Below are 18199 nucleotides of genomic sequence, written 5' to 3' on the forward strand. Positions count from 1 at the left end.
GAGCACGACCTTGCCAAGGTCGGGGTCGCGAGTTCGAGTCTCGTTTCCCGCTCCAGATTAAAGACATGCGCAATAGCGGGTGTCGCGTAAAAAAGTTTTACGGCGCGTTAGCAAAGCGGTTATGTAGCGGATTGCAAATCCGTCTAGTCCGGTTCGACTCCGGAACGCGCCTCCACTTTCTTCCCTGGCCGGATGGTGGAATCGGTAGACACAAGGGATTTAAAATCCCTCGGCGTTCGCGCTGTGTGGGTTCAAGTCCCACTCCGGCTACCATGGGAAAAAGCAGAATAATCAAAGCAATAAGCAGTGTCGTGAAACCACCGAAAGGTGGTTTTTTTGTGCCTGTTTTTCGCCGTATACCATAGTTTCACCTTTCAACTTCGCCACAATAAGAGGGCAATCATGCCCAACAATGGCCATTACCGATAGGATCTGTTGGCGTCGGTCGTCAGCTGCGAAATCACGGTTTTAAATACTGATGGCACTGTCTCTCTGCGTCACCCGGCCCAGAAGGGTCCTCTAAACCGGGTAACGCAGTCGCACTACCAGGCGGTATGGTACAGCTCGCTAATATCTGCCAGGCTCGCTTCCCGTGGGTTGCCGGCAGTACAGACATCATCATATGCCGCCTGGGCCAGCATCGGGATATCTTCTTTTTGTACTCCAGCCTCACGCAGATGGAGCGGGATGCCCACATCGTGATTAAGCCTGAAGACGGCATCCACGGCAGCATTGCGCGCGTCTGCAAGGCTCAGCCCTTCAACCTTCACGCCCATCGCCCGTGCAATATCGCGGAATTTATCGCCGGTAAAGTCAGCGTTGTAACGCATGATATGAGGCAGCAAAATGGCATTCGCCACGCCGTGCGGTGTGTCATAAAAAGCACCCAGCGGGTGCGCCATACCGTGAACCAGCCCCAGGCCAACGTTGGAAAAGCCCATGCCGGCAACATACTGGCCCAGCGCCATCGCCTCGACGGCATCTCGATCGCCCTTGACTGAATCGCGCAGCGCGCCGGCAATAATCTCAATCGCCTTGATGTGTAGCGCATCGGTCAAGGCCCATGCGCCCCGGGTGATATACCCTTCAATCGCATGAGTCAGCGCATCAACGCCGGTTGCTGCTTTCAGCACTGGCGGCATACCGTCCATCATATCTGCATCGATAAAAGCGACCTGCGGAATGTCGTGCGGATCGACGCAAACAAATTTACGCCGCTTCTCTTCATCAGTGATCACGTAGTTAATGGTCACTTCAGCCGCTGTTCCGGCTGTAGTGGGAATGGCCAGAACGGGTACACTGGGGTTACGGGTTGGGGACAGGCCTTCAAGGCTACGAACATCCTTAAACGCCGGGTTATTGTTGATAATGCCGATTGCCTTACAGGTATCCTGAGGCGAGCCGCCCCCGATAGCGATAAGGTAATCTGCGCCGCTGTTCTGAAAAACACCCAGCCCTTCCTGTACTATTCCGATTGTCGGGTTAGGAAGCACGCCGGAGTATATTTCCCAGGCCAACCCCGCTTCGTCCAGCTTATCCGTGACCTTCGCCACCACGCCACACTGTATCAGCGTCCTGTCGGTGACAATCAGCGCTTTTTGATAGCCGCGACGCTTTACCTCATCGCAAAGCATCCCTGTTGCGCCCCGGCCAAACCAGGCCGTTTCGTTCAAAATCATTCTTTTCGCCATGGCATTTCTCCTGTTTGCTATGCGATGTCATTCTTCAATGCGCAGTCCGTAGGTTTTGAATTTTTCCAGCACAATGGCGATAGCATCGTCATCCAGTACCGGGACCGGATCCGTTATTGCCAGCGTGCAAAGGTACAGTTGTGCCAGTACTTCAACTTCATGCGCCAGCCACAGGGCTTTTTCCAGATTTGCTTCACAGGCAATTAAGCCGTGGTGCTGTAACAGCGTTGCTTTGCGGTTCCTGAGGGCAAAGGCGACATAGTCGGACAACTCGCGTGTCCCAAATGTGGCATATGGCGCGCAGGGTATGGAATTACCGCCTGCGGCGGCAATCATGTAATGAATGGCCGGGATAGGGCGGTTAAGAATAGACACGGCGGTACAGTGCACCGCATGGTTATGCACCACCGCCTGCGCATCCGGGCGCGTCTGGTAGGCGGCCATATGGAAACGCCACTCGCTGGAAGGCAGTTTGCCCTGTTCATGCTGACCGTCGGCATCAATATAAACGATGTGTGACTCCGTCAGTTTTTCATAGGGGATCCCCGTTGGCGTTATCAATATCCCGTCCTGATAGCGCACGCTGACGTTGCCAGCCGTGCCCTGATTTAACCCCAGGCGGGTCATTTCCAGGCAGGTATCAATAATCTGCCGCGCCAGTCTATTTCGTTCCATTTTTTTACCTCTCTTGATGATCTAAAGCACCAGCAGGACAAGCCTGTTGTCCTGATGAATTAACCGTATATTTGCGCACCATCTTTATAGGGAATAACGCTAAAAGAATTCCGGTGGTTTCACTTTGTGATCGCCGTCAATTAATAGTCGGGAATTGATCCTTATTCGATTAATTCATTTCGGTAAAAATGACCGATTCAGAAGATTTTTATTCAAACAGTCGTTTTGATGATTTTTACCGTGAAAATGCCCGTTTCCGGAGTAATGCATTAAATCGGTCACTGGGGTTGTGGTTTTTCATGTTTATTTTCCCCGATGGGGGTTGTTTTTATTAAATTTAAAGTGATAACGATCACATAAAAATATCGCGTTGCCGTTAAATGTGATTGTCATCATATTCGCCCCCCTTTTTTACATGAAAATGCATTCACGAGATCATTCCGATCGCCAGATTCGCGCCAGTAAGAGTAAAGCACCTTTTTATTTTTACCGTCTGGCAAGAAAGGAAAGTCACATTCTGACGCTTCTGACTAACGAGGGTGTTATGGGAAATACAACAATACCAACGCAGAGTTTTCGTGCGGTCAATGCCGGGCAAGCCCAGCGTTACATTATTCCTTTCGCGTTACTCTGCTCACTGTTTTTTCTTTGGGCAGTCGCTAATAACCTGAATGACATTTTACTCCCCCAGTTTCAGCAAGCCTTTACCCTGACAAACTTCCAGGCTGGCCTGATACAATCTGCGTTCTATTTCGGCTACTTTGTCATTCCAGTTCCTGCCGGGATACTGATGAAAAAACTCAGCTATAAGGCAGGTATTATTACCGGGTTGTTTTTATATGCCATTGGTGCTGCATTATTCTGGCCTGCGGCTGAGTTAATGAATTATACATTGTTTCTTGTCGGTCTTTTTATTATAGCGGCGGGGTTAGGTTGCCTTGAAACTGCTGCTAACCCCTTTGTGACAGTGCTGGGGCCAGAGAGTGGCGGTCATTTCCGTCTTAATCTGGCGCAAACTTTTAATTCTTTTGGCGCTATTATTGCCGTTGTGTTTGGACAAAGCCTAATTTTGTCTCACGTGCCGCATCACTCTCAGGCGGTACTCGATAAAATGACGCCAGAACAGCTAAGCATTTATAAGCACAGCCTGGTGTTATCCGTACAAACGCCTTATATGATTATCGTGGCAATTGTATTGTTGGTCGCCCTGCTGATTATGTTGACCAAATTTCCGGTCCTTCAGAGCGATAATCACGTCGACGGCACACAAAGCACATTTTCTGCCTCTCTTTCCCGTCTGGTCCGTATTCGCCACTGGCGCTGGGCGGTGCTGGCGCAGTTCTGCTATGTCGGCGCGCAAACTGCCTGCTGGAGCTATCTGATCCGGTACGCTATTGAAGAGATCCCCGGTATGACGCCAGGTTTCGCCGCCAACTACCTGACCGGCACCATGGTGTGCTTCTTCATCGGTCGTTTTACCGGTACATGGCTAATCAGCCGCTTCGCACCGCATAAAGTACTGGCCGCTTATGCCCTGCTTGCCATGGTGCTATGCCTGTTCTCCGCCGTATTCGGCGGCCATTTCGGCCTACTGGCGCTAACGCTGTGCAGTGCATTTATGTCTATTCAGTACCCAACCATTTTCTCCCTTGGGATTAAGAACCTGGGTCAGGACACCAAATACGGCTCGTCATTCATCGTCATGACCATTATCGGCGGCGGGATTGTGACGCCGGTCATGGGCTTTGTCAGCGATGCTGCAGGCAATATCCCAACAGCAGAACTGGTTCCGGCAGTGTGTTTTGCCGTCATCTTCATCTTTGCCCGTTTCCGTTCGCAAGCGGCAACGAATTAAATCTGTATCCGAAAACGTGAGGGATCTGTCATGAAAAAAATCAGCTTACCGAAAATAGGTATTCGTCCGGTGATTGATGGTCGTCGTATGGGGGTTCGTGAGTCTCTGGAGGAGCAAACCCTGAATATGGCCACCGCCACCGCCGCGCTGCTCACTGAAAAGCTTCGTCACCCCAACGGCGAGCAAATTGAATGCGTCATTGCTGACAGTTGCATTGCGGGGATGGCCGAATCCGCCGCCTGTGAAGAAAAATTCAGCAGCCAGAACGTCGGCGTGACCATCACCGTGACGCCGTGCTGGTGCTACGGGAGCGAAACGATCGATATGGACCCCATGCGTCCGAAAGCCATCTGGGGTTTTAACGGGACTGAACGTCCGGGTGCCGTTTATCTGGCCGCCGCGCTGGCTGCACACAGCCAGAAAGGGATTCCGGCATTCTCTATTTATGGTCATGATGTCCAGGACGCCGACGACACCTCGATTCCCGAAGATGTTGCGGAAAAACTGCTGCGCTTTGCGCGTGCCGGTTTAGCCGTCGCCAGTATGAAAGGGAAAAGCTATCTCTCCATTGGGGGGGTGTCGATGGGGATTGCCGGTTCCATCGTCGACCCTAACTTCTTCGAATCCTGGCTGGGGATGAAGGTACAGGCAGTTGATATGACTGAACTGCGCCGCCGCATTGATCAGAAAATCTTCGATGAAACCGAACTGGAAATGGCGCTGGCCTGGGCGGACAAAAACTTCCGCTACGGCGAAGACCAGAACGCGCAGCAGTATAAGCGTAACGAAGCGCAGAACCGCGAGGTGCTGAAAGAGAGCCTGCTGATGGCGATGTGTATCCGCGACATGATGCAGGGCAACCCAGCACTGGCGGAAAAAGGGCGGGTGGAAGAATCGCTGGGCTACAACGCCATTGCGGCAGGCTTCCAGGGCCAGCGTCACTGGACCGATCAATACCCGAACGGCGATACCGCCGAAGCGTTGCTTAACAGCTCCTTTGACTGGAATGGCGTGCGTGAACCCTTTGTCGTCGCGACCGAAAATGACAGCCTCAACGGCGTGGCGATGCTAATGGGCCATCAGTTGACCGGCACAGCACAGGTGTTCGCCGACGTGCGCACCTACTGGTCTCCAGAAGCGGTAGCGCGCGTGACCGGTCAACCGCTCAGCGGTCTGGCTGAGAAGGGTATTATCCACCTGATCAACTCCGGCTCTGCGGCTCTCGATGGCTCATGCAAACAGCGCGGCAGCGATGGCAATCCAACAATGAAGCCATTCTGGGACATTAGCCAGCAGGAGGTTGATGCCTGCCTGGCGGCCACCGAATGGTGTCCGGCGATACATGAATATTTCCGCGGCGGCGGTTTCTCTTCTCGCTTCCTGACCGAAGGTGGCGTGCCGTTCACCATGACCCGCGTGAATATCATCAAAGGTCTTGGCCCGGTTCTGCAGATTGCAGAAGGCTGGAGCGTGGAACTGCCGAAAGAGATGCACGATCAGCTTGACGCCCGTACCAACTCAACCTGGCCGACCACCTGGTTTGCACCACGTCTGACGGGTAAAGGTCCCTTTACCGACGTTTATTCCGTGATGGCGAACTGGGGGGCAAACCATGGCGTGCTGACCATCGGCCACGTTGGCGCTGACTTCATCACCCTGGCATCAATGCTGCGAATTCCAGTCTGCATGCATAACGTGGAAGAGTCGAAGGTCTATCGTCCTTCCGCCTGGGCTGCGCACGGCATGGATAGCGAAGGCCAGGATTACCGCGCCTGTCAAAACTATGGCCCGCTGTACAAACGTTGAGTAACGTCTTTGCCCGGTAGCGTATGTTTACCGGGCCTGTAAAACACCGAATTGCAGGCCGGATAAGCGACACGTTAGCCGGCGACGTTTCAGGAGTTGCTATGAAACAAGAGGTTATTCTGGTTCTCGACTGCGGAGCGACCAATATCCGGGCCATTGCCGTTGACCGGCAGGGCAAAATTATCGCCCGTGCCGCTACGGCAAATGCCAGCGACATCGCCATAGAAAATAACGCCTGGCACCAGTGGTCTCTCGAGGCCATTATGCAACGCTTCGCGGACTGTTGCCGCTCGCTGAAGACGAGTCTGGCAAACTGTCGTGTTCGCGGCGTCACGGTGACCACCTTCGGCGTTGATGGCGCGCTGGTCGATGAGCACGGCAGGCTGCTCTACCCAATCATCAGCTGGAAATGCCCACGCACCGCCGAAGTGATGAAAAATATTGGCCGCTTGCTGTCACCTCAGCGGCTTCAGGACATTTCCGGCGTGGGGGCATTTGGCTTCAATACGCTGTATAAGCTGGTGTGGCTAAAAGAAAATCACCCGCAGCTGTTGGAACAGGCACACGCCTGGCTGTTTATCTCGTCGCTGATTAACCACCACCTGACCGGCGAATTCACCACCGACGTTACTATGGCAGGGACCAGCCAGATGCTGGATATTCAACAGCGCGATTTCAGCCATGAAATTTTGCAGGCTGCGGGTTTGCCGCGTCGGCTCTTCCCACGTCTGGTGGAAGCCGGTGAGCTCGTCGGTAATTTACAGTCTGATGCTGCCCAATGGCTTGACCTACCCGCCGGTATCCCGGTGATTTCCGCCGGACACGATACCCAGTTTGCGCTGTTTGGTGCAGGTGCCGCGGCGGATGAACCCGTCCTCTCCTCGGGAACATGGGAGATCCTGATGGTGCGCAGTGCGCAGGTCAACACGCCGCTGCTCAGTCGCTACGTCGGTTCTACCTGCGAACTGGACAGCCAGCCAGGGCTGTATAACCCTGGCATGCAGTGGCTGGCATCGGGCGTACTTGAATGGGTACGTAAACTGCTTTGGACCGAAGAGACGCCCTGGCAAACGCTGATTGAGACAGCCCGCCGCATACCCATGGGGTCCGAAGGGGTGAAAATGCACTGTGATCTCCTCGGCTGTCAGCATGCAGGCTGGGAGGGCGTCACACTCAACACCACACGCGGTCATTTTTATCGCGCTGCGCTGGAGGGCCTCACCGGGCAGCTGGCGCAGAATCTGCGCACGCTGGAAAAGATTGGTCACTTCAACGCGACTGAACTGCTGCTGGTCGGCGGTGGCAGCCGTAACATGCTGTGGAACCAGATCAAAGCCAATATGCTCGGCATCCCCATCAAGGTACTTGATGATGCAGAAACCACTGTCGCGGGGGCAGCCCTGTTTGGCTGGTACGGGGTCGGAGAATTTACGAGCCCGGAACATGCCAGAGCGCAGATGCATTATCAGTACCGCTACTTCTTTCCGGAAACCGAATCTGCACCGATCGAGGGAGTTTGAGATGTTAAAAACGATTTCACCGTTAATATCACCTGAACTACTGAAAGTCCTGGCCGAAATGGGCCACGGCGATGAGATTATTTTTTCTGATGCCCATTTCCCCGCCCACACTATGGGACCGCAGGTTATACGCGCCGATGGGCTAAAGGTCAGCGAATTGCTGCATGCAATTATCCCGCTGTTTGAGCTCGACAGCTACGCGCCGCCACTGGTGATGATGGCTGCAGTTGAGGGTGACTCCCTCGATCCCCGTGTTGAGGCTCGCTATCGCGATGCGCTTTCACGTCAGGCACCCTGTCCGGCAATTACCCGCATTGACCGCTATGCGTTTTACGCACGTGCCAAAAAATCCTTTGCGATCGTTGTCACAGGGGAGTGTGCTAAATACGGGAATATTCTTTTAAAAAAGGGGGTAACGCCGTAATCTCATGCCGGTGCGCCCGCCAGCGCGGGCGTGTATCGAATGATGGGTGAGAAAAAATGAAAGAGGCACGTCAGCAAACGATAATCGACCTGTTGATTCAGCATCATAGTCTGACGACGGACGTTTTATCCACCCAGCTTAACGTCAGTAAAGAGACCATTCGCCGCGATCTCAGCGAACTGCAGGCGCAGGGAAAAGTGCTGCGCAACCATGGTCGGGCGAAATATATTCACCGGGAAAACCAGGACAGCGGCGATCCTTTTCATATTCGCCTTAAGAGCCACTTCACGCATAAAGCGGATATCGCCAGAGAAGCGCTGGAGTGGATTGAAGCCGGGATGGTCATTGCTCTGGATGCCAGCTCAACCTGCTGGTATCTTGCGCGTCAACTGCCTGACATCGATATTCAGGTCTTTACTAACAGTCACCCCATCTGTCTGGAACTGGGCAAACGTGAACAGATTCAACTTATTAGCTCCGGCGGTAAACTCGAGCGTAAGTATGGCTGCTACGTTAACCCCTCGTTGATTTCACAACTCAAAGTGCTGGACATCGACCTGTTTATCTTCTCCTGCGAAGGGATAGACAGTCATGGAGGGTTGTGGGATTCCAACAGGGTCAACGCTGGCTTCAAATCGCTGCTACTCAAGCGCGCTTCTCAGTCTTTATTGTTGATAGATAAGAGTAAGTTTAATCGTTCAGGGGAGGCCAGAATTGGGCACCTGGATGAGGTAACGCATATTGTGTCTGACACACAACTGAATGAATCAGGGCTGAGACAATAAGCCACCTGACACATTATGACGCAATTAAGTCTATTAGGGATGTGTTTGTTCGCGATAGCGTTAACGTATTATTCATTCCGTATAAGGTTTTTAACGCGGGGGAGGGTAAACAAAAGATGTTAGCAGCACAAATAAGAAGGGGATTACCCTTAAATAAGGGCATCTACAAGAACAGCCATACATTCAGAATAATTATAAATATTTCTTAGCCGCATCCAGAATTTCCTGAGAAGTCAGCTCCCTGTCCGACGCCACATAAACCACTTCATGATCGCCGGTCAGAGAAGGAAAACCTGCGGACATTATCTGCAGGTTTATCGCTTCACCATTTGGATATTCCTGCCGTATGGATGTAATACCCTTAAGCACGGTGACAACATTGCTCGGTTTACCATTGAAAAAGACGATGACTTTCTTCATATCTCACCTTGTTGGTCGTTATCTGCTTAAGCACCTTCTCTGTGAAGGCGAGGGGAATCAGGACGGCGCGAAAATTTTTGTCTGGCTGTCAGGTCTGTCTGCGAATGTCATCGTCGATTTGCAGAAAATGCATTTAGCGCCATACGGATTTTTTTCAGACACATCAAAAATCGACGTTCTGTATTGGGAGCCATGACAACATGGGCATCTGAAGTGAATATTTAAGTTGATATCATTTACCTTTTTTAACATTAGCGGTATTTAATTTTCGAAAAAGCGTTGCATTTGTACTTTCTTTGGTTTTTGCAATCATTCGGAAATAAAAGCAAGCAATCATCTTCGTGAACGTGTATGGTGACAGTCGTTTAAATCAGGAGATGCCTATGTCAGGACGTAAAAATACACAATTCCGTCGCAATTACTTAGTTAAATGTCCATGTCCAAACTGTTCAAAAGACTCTGAGCATAGTTTCAGCCGTGTACAAAAAGGGGCTCAACTTGTCTGCCCACACTGCAGCACTCTTTTCAAAACCGCTCAAAAATTCTAAAAATGCATTTGCCAGATGATGAATTTGCGTCTTTACAGACAATCTCATTTGGCAAAGCAACATTGAAGAAGTGATGCTTTTGGAGGTTGCCTGACCTCTTACGCACTTTGATATTTTACAAGCAGCTCGCTTCTGCTTTAAGACTCTTCGTGCAGCAGACCTGCACTTCATCACATCGGTCAGCACACTCTTTCTACGAGAAAAATATGCTGACCTGTTGCTCAGAAAAAGCCTTCTAATCCAGGACCCGTCTACTCAGGAAAAATCCATCATCGTGATCGCGGGTCCGTGATAACTTTATCTATCGCAAAGTATTACGCTTGCAGCAGCAGGGCCTTTTTCGCCACTCTGGATAGCAAATTCGACTTTCTGGCCTTCAAAGAGAGTTTTAAAATCATCACCCTGCAGAGCAGAAAAGTGCACAAACACATCTTTGCTACCATCGACAGGAGAGATAAAACCGAAACCTTTATCTTCGTTAAACCACTTAACCAAACCTATAATTCTTGAAGACATGCAGACTCCTTGTGAGTATTTGAAATGCTAAGAAACGTATAATATTAAACGTATGGACTCAAAAGGAGGGGATATCAGCGATAGCGCCTGGTTATGAGGACTGCCGGGTAAAATTTTTTACGCTCGTGTGTGGATTAAACCAACGACTTCATTAATGCATGAGGCGGGAGAATTAGCAATTTTTATTTTAGCCTTCCGGAAGGCTCACATAAAAAGTGTCACGCTGCATTAGCTTAAAATTAATTTGTGTGTATAGTTAATGCATGTTTTCTAAGAGGATCTTATTTGTCTCGTAAAATGACAGGAATTGTCAAAAGTTTTGATATGCACAGTGGTAAAGGCCTAATCATCCCTTCAGATGGTCGAAAGGACGTTTTTCTCCACATTTCAGCCTTTAATAACAACGAAAAAGAAACGCTCCTTCCCGGGATTCGCGTTGAGTTCTGTCGCATTAACGGACTCAGCGGACCGATGGCCGCAAATGTCTATCTTTCATAAATAATCAGCGAAGATGTTAATAGAGGTATATTGAATCAACCGCGTCGCATCGCCTGACATATATTTACAGTTATGCGCGACATGCGTATGACACGCGTATGAATTACACCCCGCCTAAATAGGCTTTTCTTACCTCCTGGTTTCCCAGCAACTCCTCGCCGCTGCCGCTGAGGCGAATTTGCCCGTTGACCATGACGTAGCCACGGTCAGAAAGCTTCAGAGCATGATGCGCATTTTGCTCTACCAGAAAAATGGTCATGCCGTTGCGAGCCAGCTCGCGCAGCGTCTGGAAGATCTGCTTAACCACTATGGGCGCCAGACCCAGGCTGGGTTCATCCAGCAGTAGCAGTTTAGGGCGGCTCATTAGCGCGCGGGCGATGGCAAGCATTTGCTGTTCTCCGCCGGACATGGTCATGGCTCGCTGTTTACGGCGTTCTTTGAGGCGCGGGAACAACTCAAACATGCTCTGCATATCGTCGGCGGCAAATTGATTGCCGACAGGAATGGTCCCCATCAGCAGGTTCTCTTCAACCGTCATATCCGGAAAAATACGCCGCCCCTCGGGTGCCTGCGCTATGCCGCCGGAGGCCACATAGTGAGTAGATTTATGGCTGATGTCTTCGCCGCAAAACAGGATCTGCCCGTTACGAATACGCGGCTGGCCAAAAATAGACATCAGCAATGTCGATTTACCCGCGCCATTCGCGCCGATAAGCGCCACCGTTTCCCCTTTATGCACTTCGAGGGATACCTGCTTCAGCGCCTGGATCACGCCATAGAACACATCCACCTCGCGAAATGCCAGCAGCGGCTCATTCATAGGGTGACCTCGCTTTCATCGGTGCCCAGATAGGCGGCAATCACCTTTTCGTCATGCTGGATCTGCTCAGGTTTCCCCCGGGCAATCACATCGCCATGGTCGAGCACAATAATGTCGTCCGATATTTCCATCACCATCCCCATGTCGTGCTCAATCAGTAATACCGTTATGCCGTGGTTGTCGCGCAGAAAACGAATAATGTTACTCAGCTTATGTGTCTCTACCGGGTTCAGCCCGGCGGCGGGTTCATCCAGACAGATCATTTCCGGGCCGGTGCACATGGCCCGCGCGATCTCCAGGCGCCGTTGTTGACCGTACGACATCTCGCCCGCCAGGCGGTTGGCGCACTCCACAAGATCGACCACCTCCAGCCAGTAAAAGGCCCTGTCCAGCGCGTCGTTTTCCGCCCGTCGGTACGCTGGCGTATTGAATACGCCAGCCAGCAGGTTGCGATTGACGCGCATGTGCTGGGCCACGAGCAGGTTTTCCACGACCGACATCTCGCGAAAAAGACGAATATTTTGAAAGGTGCGCGCAAGTCCGGCGCGGTTCACCAGGTGAGTGCCGCCGAACATTTTGTAGAACAGGCGTTGCCCAAACTGCGCAGGGTGGATCCAGTCTCCTGGCTGGAATTTTTGCCCGAGGATCTGAATGACGTTGGTCGTCTTATTGCGCGTATTGAAGAAAATATTGCCGCCGGAAGCCTTATAGAAACCGGTCAGGCAGTTGAAGACGGTGGTTTTTCCCGCGCCGTTTGGGCCAATAAGCGCAGTAATTGAACCGCGCTGCACGTCCAGGTTGACGTCGTTTAACGCCTTGATCCCGCCGAAATGCATCATCAGATGTTCAACGCTTAATATCGTTCCGTTCATGGCGCTACGCCCTTACGCACGGCAAACCCGCTGCGGTTAATGCGGATCAACCCGCGTGGACGCCAGATCATCATCACCACCATCAGCATGCCAAACAGCAAAACCCGGTACTCGGCAAAACTGCGCAGCAGCTCCGGCGTCACCGTGAGCACAAACGCCGCCAGCACCACGCCAAGCGTTGAGCCCATACCGCCGAGCACCACAATCGCCAGGATCAGCGCCGATTCAAAAAAGGTAAACGATGTCGGGTTGACAAAGCCCTGATAAGTGGCAAAAAACACCCCGGCGATGCCGGCAGTCGACGCGCCAAGCGTAAAGGCCGAGAGCTTGACCAGCACATGATTTAATCCCATTGAGCGACAGGCGATTTCATCTTCCCGCAGGGCTTCCCACGCCCGACCAATCGGCATCCGCGTCAGACGATGCTTGATATACAGCACCAGCATCACCACCAGGAACAGCACCGTGTAGATAAAGATAAACTTCATGTTCGGGTTGTAGGTCAGATGGAAAAATTCGTGAAAGGGCACGCCTCCTTCTTTGGCACGGCGGCCAAACTCCAGTCCGAAAAAGGTGGGAGGCGGGGCAGAAACGCCGTTCGGGCCACCGGTGAAGGTCAGCCAGTTGTTGAGGATCAGGCGAATAATCTCCCCAAAGCCAAGCGTGACGATCGCCAGGTAATCACCGTGCATGCGCAGCACCGGAAAGCCGAGCAGGGCGCCGGCCGCGGCAGCCATAATTGCCGCCAGCGGCAGCATGCTCCAGAATCCTAATCCCAGATACTGATACCCCAGCGCCAGCCCGTAAGCGCCGATGGCATAAAAAGCGACATAACCGAGATCCAGAAGCCCGGCCAGACCGACCACAATATTCAGCCCGAGACCGAGAAGCACGTAGATAAGACCAAGAATGGCGACGGTGAGAACGTACTTGGTGGCAACAAAGGGAAAGCAGATCGCAAGGGCGATAATCAGCGGGATTATCCAGCGCATACGGCTTTTGTATTCCGGCGGCCGGACATAAACCCCCGCGCTGTCGGCTTCAAAACGTGCCTGGAAACGTGCACCCGGAGCGGTACCTAAAAAAGCGCTCAGCAGAAAACGGCCCAGCATCACGATGCCGACTATCCATGCGAGCCGCTGTCCGGCGAAATTAAAGCTGTATCCGTCCAGCACCACGCCGGCAATCGGGCCAAAAATTATTAACGCAATCAGCCCGGAAAAAATGGCGTCCAGAATGCAGCGCTTAAGCGAAAAGCCGTGAGAGGTCATCGTATTCTCCTTCACACTTTGGCGACAATCGGGCGGCCAAGCAGACCCTGAGGACGAAAAATCAGGATCAAGACCAGCAAGCCAAACGAGAACACATCTTTATAATCTGAGTTCACCATGCCGGAAAATTGCGCCTCGGCGACGCCCAGAATCAACCCGCCGAGCATCGCACCGGGCAGGGAGCCAATCCCGCCGAGCACCGCTGCGGTAAACGCCTTGATGCCAATGACAAATCCGACGTAGAAATCGAAGGTGCCGTAATTCATGGTGATGAGCACACCCGCCAGACCGGCCATCGCCGCGCCAATCACAAAGACCAGCGAAATGATTCTGTCGGTGTTAATGCCCAGAATGGAGGCCATTTTGCGGTCCTGCTGCACCGCACGGCACATCCGCCCAAGCCGGGTATTGTTGATTATCCATGTCAGCAACAGCATGCCGGCGAACGAGGCAACCAGAATAAACACTTTGGTGTAGGTTATCTGAACGAACCCCTCACCAATATGCAGGCGAAGTACGCCATCCAGCATCGTGGGCACCCCTTGCTGACGCGGCCCCTGGCTCAGCTGCGCGTAGTTTTGCAAAATCAGAGACATCCCGATGGCGGAGATAAGCGGTGCCAGACGGGTAGAGTTACGTAGCGGCTTATAGGCAATGCGCTCGATAGTCCAGCCGTAAACACCGGTCACCACAATCGTGAAGATCAGCGTACCGAGGATAAGCAACGGGAACGACTGCAGGCCGAAGAAGGAGAGCAGCGCCAGGCCAATGGCGCAGAGGTAGGCGGAGATCATATACACTTCGCCGTGGGCGAAATTAATCATACCAATGATGCCATACACCATGGTGTAGCCGATGGCGATTAATCCATACACGGAGCCCAGCGTTAAGCCATTTATTAACTGTTGCAGGAAGAATGTACTCATCATAGCGCGCTCGTTATTTTAAGCTGCGCGGCACGCGCAGCCTGATGTTTATTACGCGCCGACAGGCGAACCTGCCGGCGTTGAGCGTGACTCCGTCCCGTTACTGAACTTCCTTATATTTTCCGTTATCGTCCCACTGATACACCACGTAGTCAGACACTTTCAGATCGCCTTTGCTGTCCCAGGCTTTTTTGCCCATAACCGTGTCGACGGCATTGGCTTTCAGCCATTCGCTGGCTTTGGCCGAGTCTTTACCGCCCGTAGCCTTGAAGGCCGTGGCAATGGCCTGAACGGAGGCATAAGAGTAGAGGGTGTAACCTTCAGGCTCGAATTTTCCGGCGCGGAATTTCTCAATGACCGCTTTCCCATCCGGGATCAGACGCGGGTCCTTACCAAAGGTCATATAAATCCCCTTGGTATATTGTGGCCCACCCGCCGCGGTCACCATCTCTTCGTTGACGATACAGTCGCCGGAGAAGAATTTCGCCTGCACGCCCTGTTCACGCATCTGGCGAACCAGCGGGCCGGCTTCAGGGTGACAACCGCCGAAGAACACCACATCCGGCTTTTGCGCGCCGATTTTTGTCACCAGCGCGTTAAAGTCTTTCTCACCACGGGATAAGCCCTCATACATCACATCCTGAACCCCGCGCTTCGCCAGCGCAGCTTTGGTAGCGTCTGCCAGCCCCTGACCGTAGGTGTCTTTGTCATGGATGATGACCACACGTTTGGCTTTCAGCTTATCGATAATGAAATCGCTGGCGACCTGGCCCTGCTGGTCATCGCGACCACACATGCGGAACATATCGGTCATGCCTCGTTCGGTAATGAGCGGGTTGGTGGAGCCGGGGGTAATGGCAAGGATCCCCGCGTCGCTGTACACCTCGGAAGCGGGCATTGTGGAAGAAGAGCAGAAATGGCCGACCACCGCGTTGACTTTATCCTGGTCGACCAGGCGGTTGGCGACGGCCACGGCTTGTTTCGGCTCGCAGGCATCATCCCCCTGAACCAGCTTAATCTTCTCGCCGTTAATGCCGCCTGCGGCGTTAATGTCTTCAGCGGCCTGCGTTGCACCGTGCCAGTACTGATCGCCATAGGTGGCGTTTGGGCCGGTAAACGGCCCGGCCACACCAATGACAATATCTGCATGCGCAGAAAATGCCGTCACCAGACAACCGGCCAGCACGAGAGAAAGGGGAGTTCTGATAAATTTCAGCGACATTATTATGTTCCTTAGCAAAGAGGTTTTTGCACCACGGCGTAAACCCGGACGCCGGCGGCGCAGCCAATCCAAAAACACGAGCAAGAACAAAATGCACTAAACGAACAAGATCCAGACAACGCCTGCGTAATACGGCGAGGTTTCCCTGCGCAGGTTCGCGCGAAGAACATTAAGCAAAATCGTTGCCAGAATGGTTAACCCATTGAGCGGGTTGTGACATGTTTGAGTATAGAGTGCGGTGATATGGCACCTTGTGGGACGCGATGAAATTACAGCGGAGATCACATATCGTTAACAACAAAGCCCATAAGTTGTGCAATGGTCACGATTTGCACGTTTTTGCAGCAATAAAGACCTAAACTTCAGATAGGAAAGCCGCGAGATATGTGTCAGGATCTTTTCCTTTTTTATCAGGAGTGTCAGCGATGACTGAAGGCCCATTGAATGAAAGCGAAATGGCGTGGCTGGAAGAGACATTAATGTCTTACGGTCATGACGATGCGTCCGTGATTGACGTGTCTGAACTGGACGGCATGCTTACCGCAGTCCTTTCCGGCCCTGTTGTCGTTGAGCCAGATACCTGGCTGGTGGCCGTGTGGGGTGGTGAGAAATACATTCCGCGCTGGAAAAACGATCGTGAAATGCACCGTTTTATCGATCTCTGCTTTAAGCATATGAACGACATTGCTGAGCGCCTGAGCGAATACCCGGATCAGTTTGAGCCGATGTTTGGTTACAACGATGTCGACGATGAGAGCTATACCGTTGTTGAAGAGTGGTGTTATGGCTATATGCGCGGTGTGGCGTTGACGGACTGGTCAGCCTTACCGGAAGCACTGAAGGCCGATCTTGATGCGATTGCGCTGCACGGTACAGACGAGAACAGCGAGAAGCTGGATGAGCTGAGCGAAGACGAATATAAAGCCAGCATTGAGAGCATTCAGCCTGCGGCACTGCGTTTGTACAATTACTGGGTCGACAACCCACAGCAGCCGGAAGCGAAAAAACCGATTGTTAACGGCACAAAGGTCGGGCGTAACGATCCGTGTCCGTGCGGCAGCGGGAAGAAGTTTAAGAGCTGCTGTTTGCACTAATAAAAAGGGGCTGATTTCAGCCCCTTTTTTGTTAACCCACTTCCGGTAGCATTCCTGCGGCTATCAAGCACTGCACCAGAATAATCATCACTCCGCAGGCAAACACAATGCACAGCAGCGGTTTGCCGCCCATGACGCGGTACCCTTGCTGAGGATGCTGCTGGCGGCTCTTCCAGGCCAGCAGGGAAGGGAGCAGCAGGGCCAGCACGGATAACGCCACACCTGCATACCCCAGCGCCATCACGAACCCACGCGGGTAAAACAGCGCGAACGCGAGAGGAGGCAGGAAGGTGACTGCCCCCGTCTGTAAGCGTCCTGCGGCAGTATTACGACGCTGGAACAGATCGGCCAGGTAATCAAACAGGCCGAGCGCCACGCCCAGGAATGAGGTGGCCAGCGCCAGGTCGGCAAACAGATGGACCGCCAGCTCAACGTGCGGGGAGGTGACAACCTCACGCAGTGCCAGCAGAAAGCCGTTCAGGCCAGCGTGTTCCGCCATCAGCCCGGTAAAGGTCGACGCGTCAATGCTCCCCAGCGTCACCAGTTGCCAGAAAATATAGGCAATCAGCGGGATGGCGCTCCCCACCATAAAGACGCGGCGTAGCTTACGGATATCGCCGTTCATATAGCTCACGATGCTGGGTACGCTACCGTGGAAGCCAAACGAGGTGAAAATAACCGGGATCGCGGACAGCGCCAGCCCTTTTTCCAGCGGCAGCGTCAGCAGATTAACCTTGTGAACATGCGGTGCCAGCAAAACCAGCATCACAATCAGGAACAGTATTTTGGCGCTGAACAGAAAACGGTTAAACAGATCGACCAGCGAAGTCCCCACACAGACCACACCCCCGCCAATAAGCGCAAAGAAGATAACGCCCGTTGAAGGCGTGATATCAGCGTCGAACCAGTCGTTAACGCTGGAGGCGATTAACTCGCCGGCGCCGCTGATATAGGCCGCGGTCAGGGCGTACATCAGGAACATCATGCTAAAGCCGGTTATCCACTGGCCATAGCGTCCCAGGTAGCGTGCCGCAAGAGAACCCAGGCCGGTATCCGCGGGCACATGCTGATAAACCTCAAGCAACAGCAGGGCGGTGTAGCACATCAACGCCCAGAGTGTGCCAAGGAGCAGCAGTGTCACTCCAAATCCAACGCCTGCGGCAGCCAGAGGCATCGCCAGCATTCCTGCGCCAATCGTCGTTCCGGCGACGATAAAAATACTTCCCAGGGTTCTGTTTTTCACGCATTCCTCTACA

Annotated in this window: 18 protein-coding genes, 2 tRNA genes and 1 pseudogene; 10 read left to right on the forward strand and 11 right to left on the reverse strand. The window is 52.7% G+C overall.

Translation table 11 applies throughout. The features are described 5' to 3' along the window. The first annotated feature begins 101 nt into the window (after positions 1-101). Both QLG09_RS08920 and QLG09_RS08925 read left to right on the forward strand, forming a co-directional pair. A tRNA-Cys gene (locus QLG09_RS08920) sits at positions 102-175 on the forward strand. Positions 176-186: 11 nt separating this feature from the next. Continuing rightward, positions 187-273 (forward strand) — tRNA-Leu (locus QLG09_RS08925). A 269-nt stretch (positions 274-542) separates the two neighbouring features. Here the strand turns inward: QLG09_RS08925 and fucO are convergent. Together fucO and fucA are read right to left on the reverse strand one after the other, a co-directional pair. Further along, positions 543-1691, reverse strand: coding sequence for a lactaldehyde reductase (gene fucO / locus QLG09_RS08930; RefSeq protein WP_049022889.1), 1149 nt, complete (start codon positions 1689-1691; stop codon positions 543-545). Positions 1692-1718: 27 nt separating this feature from the next. After that, complete coding sequence (gene fucA / locus QLG09_RS08935) at positions 1719-2366, reverse strand: L-fuculose-phosphate aldolase (protein WP_020883353.1); 648 nt, start codon at positions 2364-2366, stop codon at positions 1719-1721. A 544-nt stretch (positions 2367-2910) separates the two neighbouring features. Here fucA and fucP point away from each other — a divergent pair. The 5 genes from fucP (at position 2911) to fucR (ending at position 8756) form a co-directional block, all read left to right on the forward strand. After that, positions 2911-4221 carry an L-fucose:H+ symporter permease gene (gene fucP, locus QLG09_RS08940; RefSeq protein ID WP_050737180.1) on the forward strand — a complete coding sequence of 437 codons (1311 nt, stop codon included), beginning with the start codon at positions 2911-2913 and terminating at the stop codon, positions 4219-4221. Between the two features lie 30 nt (positions 4222-4251). Next, entirely contained in the window at positions 4252-6027 is a 1776-nt protein-coding gene (gene fucI, locus QLG09_RS08945; RefSeq protein ID WP_079230836.1) for an L-fucose isomerase, read from the forward strand. Positions 6028-6128: 101 nt separating this feature from the next. Beyond that, positions 6129-7547 (forward strand): L-fuculokinase, encoded by a 1419-nt coding sequence (gene fucK, locus QLG09_RS08950; RefSeq protein WP_079230837.1) that lies wholly within the window; start codon positions 6129-6131, stop codon positions 7545-7547. A gap of 1 nt (position 7548) precedes the next feature. Further along, positions 7549-7971 carry an L-fucose mutarotase gene (gene fucU / locus QLG09_RS08955; protein ID WP_032678451.1) on the forward strand — a complete coding sequence of 141 codons (423 nt, stop codon included), beginning with the start codon at positions 7549-7551 and terminating at the stop codon, positions 7969-7971. Between the two features lie 56 nt (positions 7972-8027). Continuing rightward, positions 8028-8756 carry an L-fucose operon activator gene (gene fucR, locus QLG09_RS08960; protein WP_049022886.1) on the forward strand — a complete coding sequence of 243 codons (729 nt, stop codon included), beginning with the start codon at positions 8028-8030 and terminating at the stop codon, positions 8754-8756. A 192-nt stretch (positions 8757-8948) separates the two neighbouring features. Here the strand turns inward: fucR and QLG09_RS08965 are convergent, their stop codons facing one another. Beyond that, entirely contained in the window at positions 8949-9176 is a 228-nt protein-coding gene (locus tag QLG09_RS08965) for a hypothetical protein (protein ID WP_014170703.1), read from the reverse strand. A 108-nt stretch (positions 9177-9284) separates the two neighbouring features. Further along, positions 9285-9428: pseudogene (locus tag QLG09_RS08970) on the reverse strand (cold-shock protein); the annotation flags it as partial. Between the two features lie 131 nt (positions 9429-9559). Here QLG09_RS08970 and QLG09_RS08975 point away from each other — a divergent pair. Continuing rightward, positions 9560-9724, forward strand: coding sequence for a YnfU family zinc-binding protein (locus tag QLG09_RS08975; RefSeq protein ID WP_214579409.1), 165 nt, complete (start codon positions 9560-9562; stop codon positions 9722-9724). 297 nt (positions 9725-10021) lie between these two features. Here the strand turns inward: QLG09_RS08975 and QLG09_RS08980 are convergent, their stop codons facing one another. After that, a complete protein-coding gene (locus QLG09_RS08980) occupies positions 10022-10240 on the reverse strand; it encodes a cold shock domain-containing protein (protein ID WP_014170702.1) in 219 nt (72 codons plus the stop codon). Between the two features lie 285 nt (positions 10241-10525). Between QLG09_RS08980 and cspF the strand changes: the two genes are divergently transcribed. Beyond that, on the forward strand, positions 10526-10738 hold the full coding sequence (cspF, locus tag QLG09_RS08985; RefSeq protein ID WP_025203826.1) for a cold shock-like protein CspF: 213 nt from the start codon (positions 10526-10528) through the stop codon (positions 10736-10738). Between the two features lie 103 nt (positions 10739-10841). Here cspF and QLG09_RS08990 read toward each other — a convergent pair whose 3' ends face one another. From QLG09_RS08990 to QLG09_RS09010, 5 genes are all read right to left on the reverse strand, one after another. Beyond that, complete coding sequence (locus QLG09_RS08990) at positions 10842-11558, reverse strand: ABC transporter ATP-binding protein (protein WP_014170701.1); 717 nt, start codon at positions 11556-11558, stop codon at positions 10842-10844. Then, a complete protein-coding gene (locus QLG09_RS08995; RefSeq protein ID WP_014170700.1) occupies positions 11555-12430 on the reverse strand; it encodes an ATP-binding cassette domain-containing protein in 876 nt (291 codons plus the stop codon). Before QLG09_RS08995 ends, QLG09_RS08990 begins: the two co-directional genes overlap by 4 nt. Continuing rightward, positions 12427-13701: a high-affinity branched-chain amino acid ABC transporter permease LivM gene (gene livM, locus QLG09_RS09000; RefSeq protein ID WP_020883360.1), complete on the reverse strand. Its 1275-nt coding sequence runs from the start codon at positions 13699-13701 to the stop codon at positions 12427-12429. The genes QLG09_RS08995 and livM overlap by 4 nt, the downstream gene beginning before the upstream one ends. An 11-nt stretch (positions 13702-13712) precedes the next feature. Beyond that, the gene (locus QLG09_RS09005; protein WP_025203827.1) at positions 13713-14627 is read right to left on the reverse strand and encodes a branched-chain amino acid ABC transporter permease; all 915 of its coding nucleotides are present in this window, start codon (positions 14625-14627) and stop codon (positions 13713-13715) included. Between the two features lie 100 nt (positions 14628-14727). Further along, entirely contained in the window at positions 14728-15849 is a 1122-nt protein-coding gene (locus QLG09_RS09010; RefSeq protein ID WP_049022885.1) for a branched-chain amino acid ABC transporter substrate-binding protein, read from the reverse strand. A 425-nt stretch (positions 15850-16274) separates the two neighbouring features. On the opposite strand from QLG09_RS09010, the gene QLG09_RS09015 reads away from it, so the two are divergent. Continuing rightward, positions 16275-16943: a YecA family protein gene (locus QLG09_RS09015; protein ID WP_049022884.1), complete on the forward strand. Its 669-nt coding sequence runs from the start codon at positions 16275-16277 to the stop codon at positions 16941-16943. Positions 16944-16974: 31 nt separating this feature from the next. Here QLG09_RS09015 and tyrP read toward each other — a convergent pair whose 3' ends face one another. Further along, positions 16975-18126, reverse strand: a complete 1152-nt coding sequence (gene tyrP, locus QLG09_RS09020) for a tyrosine transporter TyrP (RefSeq protein WP_233093491.1) — start codon at positions 18124-18126, stop codon at positions 16975-16977. Positions 18127-18199: the final 73 nt, after the last annotated feature.

Origin of the sequence: Enterobacter sp. V89_11, assembly GCF_029967775.1 — a bacterium.
Lineage (GTDB): Bacteria > Pseudomonadota > Gammaproteobacteria > Enterobacterales > Enterobacteriaceae > Enterobacter > Enterobacter ludwigii.

What these genes read in the sequence shown, in the direction of transcription:
- fucO (WP_049022889.1), bottom strand. Translation starts at nt 1,691, where the DNA reads ATGGCGAAAAGAATGATTTTGAACGAAACGGCCTGGTTTGGCCGGGGC.
- fucA (WP_020883353.1), bottom strand. Translation starts at nt 2,366, where the DNA reads ATGGAACGAAATAGACTGGCGCGGCAGATTATTGATACCTGCCTGGAA.
- fucP (WP_050737180.1), top strand. Translation starts at nt 2,911, where the DNA reads ATGGGAAATACAACAATACCAACGCAGAGTTTTCGTGCGGTCAATGCC.
- fucI (WP_079230836.1), top strand. Translation starts at nt 4,252, where the DNA reads ATGAAAAAAATCAGCTTACCGAAAATAGGTATTCGTCCGGTGATTGAT.
- fucK (WP_079230837.1), top strand. Translation starts at nt 6,129, where the DNA reads ATGAAACAAGAGGTTATTCTGGTTCTCGACTGCGGAGCGACCAATATC.
- fucU (WP_032678451.1), top strand. Translation starts at nt 7,549, where the DNA reads ATGTTAAAAACGATTTCACCGTTAATATCACCTGAACTACTGAAAGTC.
- fucR (WP_049022886.1), top strand. Translation starts at nt 8,028, where the DNA reads ATGAAAGAGGCACGTCAGCAAACGATAATCGACCTGTTGATTCAGCAT.
- QLG09_RS08965 (WP_014170703.1), bottom strand. Translation starts at nt 9,176, where the DNA reads ATGAAGAAAGTCATCGTCTTTTTCAATGGTAAACCGAGCAATGTTGTC.
- QLG09_RS08975 (WP_214579409.1), top strand. Translation starts at nt 9,560, where the DNA reads ATGTCAGGACGTAAAAATACACAATTCCGTCGCAATTACTTAGTTAAA.
- QLG09_RS08980 (WP_014170702.1), bottom strand. Translation starts at nt 10,240, where the DNA reads ATGTCTTCAAGAATTATAGGTTTGGTTAAGTGGTTTAACGAAGATAAA.
- QLG09_RS08990 (WP_014170701.1), bottom strand. Translation starts at nt 11,558, where the DNA reads ATGAATGAGCCGCTGCTGGCATTTCGCGAGGTGGATGTGTTCTATGGC.
- QLG09_RS08995 (WP_014170700.1), bottom strand. Translation starts at nt 12,430, where the DNA reads ATGAACGGAACGATATTAAGCGTTGAACATCTGATGATGCATTTCGGC.
- livM (WP_020883360.1), bottom strand. Translation starts at nt 13,701, where the DNA reads ATGACCTCTCACGGCTTTTCGCTTAAGCGCTGCATTCTGGACGCCATT.
- QLG09_RS09005 (WP_025203827.1), bottom strand. Translation starts at nt 14,627, where the DNA reads ATGAGTACATTCTTCCTGCAACAGTTAATAAATGGCTTAACGCTGGGC.
- QLG09_RS09010 (WP_049022885.1), bottom strand. Translation starts at nt 15,849, where the DNA reads ATGTCGCTGAAATTTATCAGAACTCCCCTTTCTCTCGTGCTGGCCGGT.
- QLG09_RS09015 (WP_049022884.1), top strand. Translation starts at nt 16,275, where the DNA reads ATGACTGAAGGCCCATTGAATGAAAGCGAAATGGCGTGGCTGGAAGAG.
- tyrP (WP_233093491.1), bottom strand. Translation starts at nt 18,126, where the DNA reads ATGCTGGCGATGCCTCTGGCTGCCGCAGGCGTTGGATTTGGAGTGACA.